The sequence below is a fragment of the Botryobacter ruber genome (assembly GCF_003347595.2).
GTDB lineage: Bacteria > Bacteroidota > Bacteroidia > Cytophagales > Hymenobacteraceae > Pontibacter > Pontibacter ruber_A.
On record NZ_QCZK02000033.1, the window covers coordinates 46238 to 56108 of the forward strand.

A 9871-nucleotide genomic window follows, 5' to 3' on the forward strand; every position below is an offset into this window, starting at 1 on the left:
CAGCAGAGGCTATGGTGGCTGCTACAGCAGATCGCCCAGCGTGGTCATGTTGCGCTGTTTTGCCTGTGCGAGCAACTTGAGCAGCAGCAAAGCGGTGGCAAAGGCATCGCCGGAGGCAGTGTGGCGGTCTTCGCGGGGCAAGCGATAGCGTTTGGAGAGGGCATCGAGGCTGAAGTCGCTGCGGCGGTACGAATCCGGTGATTTGAGGGGGTGCTCCAGGCGGATAGCCAGCTGGGCCGTGTCAATCATCTGGTTGTGCAGTTTGGGGGGCAAATGGTTCCGTTTGAGCATCTGCTTCAGCATACCGATATCAAAACCAATGTAGTGGCCAACCAACACAGCATTGCCTATAAAATCCAGGAAATAGGCTAACGCATCCTCTTCTTTCATGCCCAGGCGTATCTGCGAAGGCAGGATGCCGTGAATTTCGGCGCTCTTGTTTCCGGGGGCTACCTCCTGCCGCAGCAGGCACTCAAAACTCTCCGACACCAGCACCTGCCCCTGGTGCACCCGCACAGCCCCGATGGAAATGACCCGGTCGTTCTTTTTATCGAAGCCGGTAGTTTCGGTATCGAACACCACAAAATCTGCAGCAGCCAAGGGAGTGGTGGCAGGTACAGAAAGCTTTCCGGCCTGCTGGTAGCGTTGCCAGAACTCCGGAAAAGGCCCCGTCTCCTGCTTTTCCCTTAATTTCTTTAACCACCTGATCATCGGATATAGCTTAACTGAAACCGAACCTCCAACAATTCCTGGATATCGGTTATCGTAACAAATGTATTGCGCAACGTTTGCCGCTCCAGTTTGCTGAGCTGCTCCGGTTTAATGTAGCGCCCCGAATCGTGGTTGCGGAGACCATTCAGTGCCCGTATGCGCATCATGATTTCGTAAGCCACGGCGGCTTCTTTGTAGATGGACTCATTCTGCGGCTCCAGCTCTGCCAGTTTCAGGAAACGTTTGATCGTGTTGTTCTCGCCCACCACTTTATTTTGCAGGGTGAGTACCCGGGCGGCATCCACCAGCGGGGTCATGGCGCGCAGTTTTATATCGAACTGGTCTTTGTGTTCGCCGCCTCGCTCCAGGATAAAATTCCGGAAAAAACTCAGCGGCGTCGGGTTGCGCAGGGCGTTTTTGGCCAGGAAAGGCAGGAAAATCCGTTCTTTCGAGATGCTTTCGTAAATGTTATCGGTTAGCTGGCTGCTCAGCCCGAAGTCGCCGTACACGGGCCGGTAATCGAAAAAGATGGAGGCATTGAGCAGCGACTGATCGGTAGGCGCATAAATCCAGCTGTGGTAGTACTGCTTCCAGACGGACAGCGGCTGGCACCACTCCGGGTTACCGGCCATCATGTTGGCGGGGCACTTGCTGAAGCCGCAGCTTTCCAGCACCTCGTGCACCAGGGCGGCCAGCTGCAGAAAATAGTTCTTTGCTGCTGTCACCACACCCGCTGCTGCATCTTCGAACACGAGCATGCTGTCCTGGTCGGTGCGGAGCAGCTGTTCCTCCCGGCCTTCGCTCCCCATCGAGAGCCAGCAGTAGCGCAAAGGCGGCTTGCCCAGCTGCTCTTCGGCATGTTGGATGGCCCGCACGATAATGGCATCGTTTATTTCAGTAATAACCCCTGCTATAAACGAAATTTTCACTTCCTGTTCGAGGTACTTCAGCAGCAGCTCCTCGGCACGCTGCCGTATCTGGGGCAAAATCCCGATATGCTTTGTCTGCCGTATCTCCGACACCATAATGGCCGGACTGTTTCCCTGGGCCAGCAGCAGGTCGTGTTCTGTGAGCACGGCCAGGGCTTTGGAATGCAGGCTTCCATCGTCGGTCACGCAAATATGCTTCACCCGGTTCCGGATCATCTTGATCAGGGTATCGGCCATGGCAGGTTCCGGGGCAATGGTGATCACCGGCGCCGACATGATCTCCGACACCACATCCTGCGGCGTGACTGTTCCGGCCACCACTTTCTTGCGCATATCGGTGTCGGTTACAATGCCCACAGGCCGCTCCTGCCCATCCCACACCAGGATAAAGCTGGAATCGTGCTCGGTCATTAATTTGGCCGCCAGGCGGATGGGCGTGTCGGGCTGGCAGGCCAGCAGGTTGTTTCCGGCCGCAATTTTCACCAGTTCCTCCAGGCGCAGCGGCGCTTTGTTCCGCTCCCGCCGCAGCCAGACCCGGGCTTTGTGGGTGTGGCTCATGGTGCGCCGCAGGGCAGAAGCACCAGCCGCAAACCCGGCGGCAAAGTACAGCGACACTTCCTGGTTGTCCTGCAGCACAGGCGCAAACGAACTGCTCGGGATGGCATACAGCAGCGTCTCTTCGCTGGCAATGGCCGTAGACGAATAATTTTTCCGGGTTATAAGCGCCCGCACGCCAAACACGTCTCCTTCGTCGCAAACATCCAGCAGCTGCATTCCTTTCTCATCCACGATCTCCATCCGCACCGACCCCTGCCGCACGACATAAAAATAGTCATGCGCTGCCTCGTCCTGTTTAAAGAGCACCTGTTCCGGCTCCAGGTACATCACCCGCACCTGCCGGGCAATGGTCCTGAGCTCGTCCTCTTTTACCAGGTTGAAGGGCGGGTACTGCTGTAAAAACTCGTGAACACGTTCCTGTATGGTGTTGGAAGCTTGCATGTCGTCCTGTTTGAACGTTGAAGTTACAGGTTTGAATCTGGCTTTGCAAAAGCTGCTGCAGGAACTGACCAGTTTGTAGCGTTACAAAGCTGAATTTGCCTCAAATATTCCCCTATTGATCAGAAAACAGAGAAAACAGGAGGAAGTCAACGCTCCTGGCTGAATGAACAGTTGTATAAACTTCTGCAACTGCAACCGGACGAAGCCCGTTTTACGCAGTAGAAAATACAGGCACAGCACATGGAGGACATCACGTACTATATTGAATATGTAGCCCGCATCATAGAAGGCGTTGGTGTCATGATCATAGCGCTGGGTGCCGGCATCAGTTTAATAAGATTTCTCTATTTAGTCCGAAAAGATAAGCGGCAGGCCTACAAGCTCCTGCGGCTGGAACTGGGAAAAGCGATCCTGCTGGGCCTCGAGATCCTGGTCGCAGCCGACATCATCGCCACCGTAGTGACAGAGCCTACCATGGACCGGGTGGTTACGCTCGGACTTATTGTGCTGATACGTACTTTCCTGAGCCTCTCGCTGCAGGTGGAACTGGAAGGGAAGTTTCCATGGCAGTCGAAACCGCCTGAAAAGATAGAGGAGCCATAAAAAAGTCCTGCAACAACTGCTGCAGGACCTTCTGTTATAGTACGTCTGCTTATAAAGCTCCTTCTACAATCTCTGTCACAACATCCGGATCGAGTAGCGTGCTGGTGTCGCCGAGGTTGGAGGTGTCGCCTTCTGCTACCTTGCGCAGGATGCGGCGCATGATTTTGCCGGAGCGCGTCTTCGGCAGCCCTGATACCACCTGGATTTTGTCGGGCTTGGCGATTTTACCGATTTTGCTTACCACGGTTTCCACGATTTCGGCACGCAGGTGGTCGGCATTTTCAGGTATTTCGTTGCAGATAACGAAGGCGTAAATACCCTGCCCTTTCACATCGTGCGGGTAGCCTACTACCGCCGATTCTATCACATCTTTGTTGTGGTTGATGGCTTCCTCAATTTCGGCTGTTCCAAAACGGTGACCGGACACGTTGATAACATCATCCACACGGCCAATGATGCGGTACAGGCCATCTTTATCGCGCTTGGCGCCGTCGCCGGTAAAGTAGAGGCCTTTATAAGTAGAGAAGTAGCTCAGGCGGCAGCGTTCGTGGTCGCCGTAGGTGGTACGGATCATGCCGGGCCACGGGAACTTCATACACAGGTAACCTTCCACTTCATTTTCGGTTAGCTCGTTGCCATCGCTGTCGATAAGGATGGGTTGCACCCCTGGCAGCGGCAGGCCGGCGTGGCTTGGCTTCATGGGCGTGACGTTGGCCATGGTCGAAATCATAATACCGCCTGTTTCAGTTTGCCACCAGGTATCTACTACCGGGCAGCGGTCTTTGCCGACGTGCAGGTGGTACCAGTACCAGGCTTCCTCGTTAATAGGCTCCCCTACCGACCCCAGCACCCGCACCGAGTCGAGGCTGTACGAGAGCACGTGGTCCTCGCCGGCAGCCATGAGCGACCGAATAGCGGTAGGCGCGGTGTAAAATACCGATACGCCAAACTTATCCACTACCTGCCAGAAGCGGCCCGGATCGGGGTAGGTTGGAATACCTTCGAACATAACGGTTGTCGTGCCCGAGAGCAGCGGTCCGTAGAGCAGGTAGGTATGCCCGGTAATCCAGCCGATGTCGGCGGTACACCAGTAAATATCGCTTTCTTCTATCTGGAACACATTGCAGAAGCTGTACTGGGCATACACCATGTAGCCGCCGCAGGTGTGCACCACCCCTTTCGGTTTACCGGTGGAGCCGGAGGTATAGAGAATGAACAGCATGTCTTCTGCGTCCATCTCCTCTGCAGGACAGTCTTTGCCGACCTTCTTCACCTCGTCGTGGTACCACACGTCGCGGCCTTCTACCATCTGCACGGCCCAACCCAGACGCTCCACCACAATTACCCGTTCTACAGACGGACAGGTTTGCAGCGCCTCGTTTACCACCCGTTTTACCGGAATCTGCTTAGCACCGCGGTTCAGGCCATCTGCTGTGAGTACCATGCTGCACTGGGCATCGTTGATGCGATCGGCCATGGCAGCGGCAGAGAAACCACCAAACACCACTGAGTGCACCGCGCCAATACGGGCACACGCCAGCACGGCAATGGCCAGTTCCGGAATCATGGGCATGTAGATACAGATACGGTCGCCTTTTTTGGCGCCGTTGTTTTTAAGCACGTTCGCAAACTGACACACGCGCTCGTGCAGTTCCTTATAGGTGAAGCGCACAAACCGCTCTTTCGGGTCGTTCGATTCCCAGATCAGGGCGAGTTTGTTGCCGCGGGTTTTCAGGTGGCGGTCCAGGCAGTTTTCGGTGATGTTCATCTTTCCGCCTTTGAACCACTTTACATCCGGCTCCTCAAAATTCCATTCCAGCACCTTGTCCCATTTCTTGCGCCAGGTAAAAGTTTCGGCTATATCGGCCCAGAAACCTTCCGGGTCTTCTACACTGCGTTTGTATGCTTCCTGGTACTCTTCAAAAGTTTTAATCTGCGTGGTTGACATGATCTGTATTATTGCTGTTTTAGGTTATGTTTCGGTTTGGTTTTAGTTACAATATCGGATAGTTTGTAATCTGCTATAAACTACCTCCGCTTGCCCTTGCTGTGTGTTCTCACCGCAAGCTTTACATCGCCTCCTATAGCCTCGCTTGTTGGAGAGAACACCAACAAGGGCAAGAACCACCTCAGGGGTTGATTACAGGTGACAAACACAGGACAATCTCCTTTCTCCTGTCATCCTGAAAGGATCTTGTGGGCGAGCTGCACAAACGTAAGTTCAGGCATCTATATTAGTTGTGATTCAAAATTTTCAAAAATTTGGTTTTCATAGCTATTGTTTCTTGTACTCGCCCACAAGATCCTTTCAGGATGACAGGAGAAAGGTATCAGAAACCTTATATTCAGTCGATTACACCGAGTATATTTTTTTCAAATTCAATTCAGCGAAGGTGACAAACAACTTTATCTTTCCCACGGTTTGTTATAATCACTCCAGTTACTCCTATTGCTTTTTATAGCATTCAGAAGGCTTGCTCCTGCAATCGTTATAGTATTTTCATGTGATAGATAAATCAACCAATTTGCTTCAGAGTCAGTATAAAACATTTCAATTCCACCATATTCATCAATTTCAGAAGCTGCAATTATTCTATCTTCACCTACTTCACTAATTTCATAAATAACATCAGGTTGAAGTTCTTCTACCATTTTGCTGAGTTTTGTAATTCCAAATACAGATTGAAAATTATCATATTCAAAATAATCAACTGTCTCCGATGCCTTTTCTCCATTTAAAGGTATCCAAAGACCTTCTGCTCCCCATTTATCGACCAGTTTCTTTCTTATCTCAACATATTCCATACTTACCTAAAACACTGACTAATTATTAGTTACTACCTTCTCCCCCACCGCCAGGGCTTTAATCTTCTCCATCAAAAACCGCGTTGAAAAGGGCTTCGGAATATAGAGATCGGCGCCTGCGGCGTAGCCCGCTTTTATGTCGGCATCCTGGGCTTTGGCACTGATGAAAATGACCTTTGTGTCCGCCATTTCTTGTTTGCGGCGCAGGTGGCGGCAAACTTCGTAGCCGTCTACGTCGGGCATCATGACGTCCAGCACTACCACCTGGGGCAGCTCTTTATCCACACTCTCGATGGCTTCGTTGCCGTTACGCGCTATCAGGACGTTATAGCCCTGCTTGCGCATCAGGAACTCGAGCGGCATCAGGATGTTGGGTTCGTCGTCTACTACCAGTATTTTCAGTTTTCCCTGCTTTTCCATCTTTTAAACATTAACTGTAGCGTCTACCGTTGGCGCACTTACCTGTACCGGGAGAATGAAGGAGAAGCGTGCGCCTTTGCCCGGCTCGCTTTCTACCCAGATATGCCCCTGGTGCGACTCCACAATTTTGCGGCTAATAGCCAGTCCCAGTCCGCTGCCCTCCGGTTTTCGGAGTGCCTGGTGGCGGGCCTGGTAAAATTTATCGAAAATCTGTTCCTGGTGCTCCGGCGCAATGCCACTGCCGTTATCGGATACTGAAACTTTGATATCGTATTCAAAATTGAAACAGGAGACGGTGATTTTCCCGCTTCCCGGTTGGCAGAACTTGATGGCATTCGAGACCAGGTTTACCATCACCTGCATCAGCCGGTCGCGGTCGGCGAGCAGCGGGGGCAGACTTGGCTCCAGTTCCAGCAACAGTTCTACCTGCTTCTCACGGACGAGCGGCTTCAGGTTTTCACAGGCTTCGGCAATCACCTCCTGCAGCTGTACTTCCTCCAGGTTCAGTTCAATTCTGCCCGACTCGAAACGTTCCAGGTCCAGCACCTGTGTGATCAGGCGCGTCAGCCGCTCCGATTCCTTCACGATCGTATGCAGGAATTGCTCCTGGTCTTCCCGCGCCAGGTCAGGGTTATCGTACAGGATCTCCGACAAGGCCCGGATCGAAGTAAGGGGCGTGCGCAGTTCATGGGTCACCGTAGACAGAAACTCGTCTTTCAGCTTATCCAGTTGCTGCAACCGCTGGTTGGCCTGTTGCAGTTCTGCTGTAGTCTGCTTCAGCTCCAGGGACGTGCGGTAGAGTTCATGATTGGAAGAAATCAACTGCTGCGACTCTTTCAGGATACCCAGCACCTCCTCCATCCGTATTTCTTCTTCTTTTGCAACAGACGCCACCACCAGGTGCGCAGCGGATGCCCCGATAACCCCAGCCAGCAAATTTTCGGCATAGATCACCAGTTTCGGGTCGGCGCTTCCCCACTCATCCGTCTGCTCCGGGTACTGCTTGTAGTAAGCTGCCAGGGCATCTGCGGTCCTTTTTTCACCTAAAAAGGTAACCAGCAACGACCGGATGTCGGGCACCCAGGCAGTGCCTTTCCATTCAACAGACGATTCAAAAACAGTGGAGTGTTTAAAGATATCGACAAATACCTCGGCCTGCCGGTGTTCCCGCACCGATTGCCTGCCCAGCAAAGAGATGCCCACATACAGCCCCGTATTCAGGAACATGGTCCAGAACATGGCGTGGGAGATGTAGTCCATTCCGGTAAGGCCCAACAATTCAAACGGCTTCAGCAGCGCCACGCCCCACGGCCCCTCCGTCAGGATGGTAGCAGGAAGCAGATCTGCGCCGACCATGGAGGGCACCACCAGCGTGTAGAACCAGAGCAGGAAACCAACCACAATACCGGCCAGCGCTCCGTTCCGGGTGCCTTCTTTCCAGAAAATGCCGCCGATGATAGCCGGAGCAAACTGCGCCACCGCCACAAACGACACCAGCCCCACCTCTACCAGCGAGTAATGTTCTCCCACAAAGTGGTAATACAGGTAAGCCAGCAACAGTACCATCAGGATACTCAGTCGCCTGCTGTACAACAGGATGCCCGTGCTGTAGCGGTGGAAGTGGCTCTGGAGGGAGCTGCTGTTAACTAAAACCGGCATCATCAGGTTGTTGCTGATCATCACACTCAGGGCGATGGTAGAAACAATAACCATACTCGTAGCAGCCGCATAGCCCCCCAGGAACACCAGCAGCGAAAGCAGCTCCTGTCCCTGGCTCAGCGGGATGGCCAGCACAAACATATCCGCGTCTACGGCCTGGCCGCCGAACAGCAGGTTACCGCCAAGCGCAACAGGCAGCACAAAAATATTGATCACGAACAGGTACAGCGGGAAGAGCCACATGGCCTTGTTCAGGTGCTGCTCGTTTACGTTCTCGACCACGGCCACCTGGAACTGGCGCGGCAGGAACAGGATGGCCAGCATCGAGAGCAGCACCAGCCAGAACCACTGCGAAAAGCTGTTTCCGGTATCGAAGGTCATCAGCTGCTGGTAATCCGGTAACTGTTGCGCCTGCTGCATAATGTCGCCAAAACCGTTAAAAACAAAGTAAGTCACAAACACCCCCGCCGTCAGGAAGATGACCAGTTTCAGGACCGCCTCAAAGGCAATGGCGGTCACCATTCCTTCGTGCCGTTCGGTTGCTTCAACATGCCGGGTACCATATACAATCGTGAAAGCGGCCAGGCCAAGGGCAATAAAGAAAGCCAGGTCCGGGAAACCAGGTGCAGCACCGGCCCATGCACTGCTGCTGTCAGCTGTCAGGATGGAGAGGCTATCGGTGATGGCTTTGAGCTGGATGGAAATATAGGGCACGATGCCCAGCACACAGATCAGCGTGACTACACTGCCCAGGCTGATGCTTTTGCCGTAGCGCGAAGAAATAAAATCGGCAATAGTTGTGATGCGCTGCACCTTACAGATGCGGATTATCTTTCGCAGCACCACCCACCAAAGCGGCGCCACCAGCGTAGGGCCGATGTAAATAGCCAGGTATTCTAGTCCACTCGTAGCAGCTCTGCCCACGCTGCCATAGTAGGTCCAGGCGGTGCAGTACACTGCCATCGACAAGGCATACACATAGGGGTTACTCACCAGGCTTCTTCCGGCAGCGGAACGCCGTTCTGCCCACGATGCCAGGGCAAACAGCAAGGCCAGGTACAAAAAGCATAAACCAATGATCAGCCCGTAGTGCATAGCTTCAGTCTTTGTTTAGTTTATCCGGTTGTTGCCGCTCCACAAAAACCCCTATAACCCCGATGCCTGTCAGCCAAACCAGCATGATATACACATACAGCACAGGCACACCTCCCATGTAGCCACCTTTGTTGAAGATGGAAACCACCGGAAAGTTCAGTAACATGAAGAACAGGAAACTGATAAAAAACAACCGCCTGCCTTTTATTTTGTCACGCATGGGGATGGAGTTTAGGTTTGATACAGTAAAAACACCATGTTGTCATCCTGAAAGGATCTTGTGGAAAAGTTTTTAGCTAATCCGGATTTACAATCCGGATTACAGGAGCCGTCGGATTTGTAATCCGACTTTTGGAAACTTCTGCTGCTTTGCGTTCTGCCTTCGCAGGCGGATTACAAATCCGCAACTCAAAGGATCCGGATTGCAAATCCGAATCAGCAAAGGGATTTGCAGGAGCCGTTGGATTTGCAAAGTGGAGTTTAGGTTTGCAGGTAAACCCGGTAGGTTTTAAAAACATTGTTGTCCGAAACCTGCCGTATATTCTATAGTTATCAATTAGTTACTGCTATGGACACAAAAGGTATCCGGGTAAAGAAGTTATTAAATTACCTGCCCGACAAGTTACTTGATGAGTTGGCCGTAGAGACAC

General features: G+C 52.6%; 8 protein-coding genes. 1 reads left to right on the forward strand and 7 read right to left on the reverse strand.

The genetic code is table 11. From position 1 onward, the window contains the following. Positions 1-21 precede the first annotated feature (21 nt). Together DCW36_RS09560 and DCW36_RS09565 are read right to left on the reverse strand one after the other, a co-directional pair. Positions 22-711 (reverse strand): 3'-5' exonuclease, encoded by a 690-nt coding sequence (locus DCW36_RS09560; RefSeq protein WP_114783393.1) that lies wholly within the window; start codon positions 709-711, stop codon positions 22-24. Further along, positions 708-2639, reverse strand: coding sequence for a DUF294 nucleotidyltransferase-like domain-containing protein (locus tag DCW36_RS09565; RefSeq protein ID WP_114783394.1), 1932 nt, complete (start codon positions 2637-2639; stop codon positions 708-710). Before DCW36_RS09565 ends, DCW36_RS09560 begins: the two co-directional genes overlap by 4 nt. A gap of 240 nt (positions 2640-2879) precedes the next feature. Here DCW36_RS09565 and DCW36_RS09570 point away from each other — a divergent pair, with 240 nt between their 5' ends. Further along, complete coding sequence (locus DCW36_RS09570; RefSeq protein ID WP_114783395.1) at positions 2880-3242, forward strand: DUF1622 domain-containing protein; 363 nt, start codon at positions 2880-2882, stop codon at positions 3240-3242. Between the two features lie 49 nt (positions 3243-3291). Here DCW36_RS09570 and acs read toward each other — a convergent pair whose 3' ends face one another. The 5 genes from acs to DCW36_RS09595 form a co-directional block, all read right to left on the reverse strand. After that, complete coding sequence (acs, locus tag DCW36_RS09575) at positions 3292-5190, reverse strand: acetate--CoA ligase (RefSeq protein ID WP_114783396.1); 1899 nt, start codon at positions 5188-5190, stop codon at positions 3292-3294. Between the two features lie 458 nt (positions 5191-5648). Continuing rightward, positions 5649-6047, reverse strand: coding sequence for a hypothetical protein (locus tag DCW36_RS09580; RefSeq protein ID WP_125185482.1), 399 nt, complete (start codon positions 6045-6047; stop codon positions 5649-5651). Between the two features lie 18 nt (positions 6048-6065). After that, entirely contained in the window at positions 6066-6467 is a 402-nt protein-coding gene (locus DCW36_RS09585) for a response regulator transcription factor (protein WP_114783397.1), read from the reverse strand. Between the two features lie 3 nt (positions 6468-6470). Continuing rightward, positions 6471-9221, reverse strand: coding sequence for a sensor histidine kinase (locus tag DCW36_RS09590; protein ID WP_114783398.1), 2751 nt, complete (start codon positions 9219-9221; stop codon positions 6471-6473). 4 nt (positions 9222-9225) lie between these two features. Continuing rightward, positions 9226-9441 (reverse strand): hypothetical protein, encoded by a 216-nt coding sequence (locus DCW36_RS09595; protein WP_114783399.1) that lies wholly within the window; start codon positions 9439-9441, stop codon positions 9226-9228. Positions 9442-9871: the final 430 nt, after the last annotated feature.

Excerpts from the sequence above, each read along its gene's own strand:
- DCW36_RS09580 (WP_125185482.1), bottom strand. The coding sequence starts at position 6,047 with ATGGAATATGTTGAGATAAGAAAGAAACTGGTCGATAAATGGGGAGCA.
- DCW36_RS09590 (WP_114783398.1), bottom strand. The coding sequence starts at position 9,221 with ATGCACTACGGGCTGATCATTGGTTTATGCTTTTTGTACCTGGCCTTG.
- DCW36_RS09565 (WP_114783394.1), bottom strand. The coding sequence starts at position 2,639 with ATGCAAGCTTCCAACACCATACAGGAACGTGTTCACGAGTTTTTACAG.
- DCW36_RS09595 (WP_114783399.1), bottom strand. The coding sequence starts at position 9,441 with ATGCGTGACAAAATAAAAGGCAGGCGGTTGTTTTTTATCAGTTTCCTG.
- DCW36_RS09570 (WP_114783395.1), top strand. The coding sequence starts at position 2,880 with ATGGAGGACATCACGTACTATATTGAATATGTAGCCCGCATCATAGAA.
- DCW36_RS09560 (WP_114783393.1), bottom strand. The coding sequence starts at position 711 with ATGATCAGGTGGTTAAAGAAATTAAGGGAAAAGCAGGAGACGGGGCCT.
- DCW36_RS09585 (WP_114783397.1), bottom strand. The coding sequence starts at position 6,467 with ATGGAAAAGCAGGGAAAACTGAAAATACTGGTAGTAGACGACGAACCC.
- acs (WP_114783396.1), bottom strand. The coding sequence starts at position 5,190 with ATGTCAACCACGCAGATTAAAACTTTTGAAGAGTACCAGGAAGCATAC.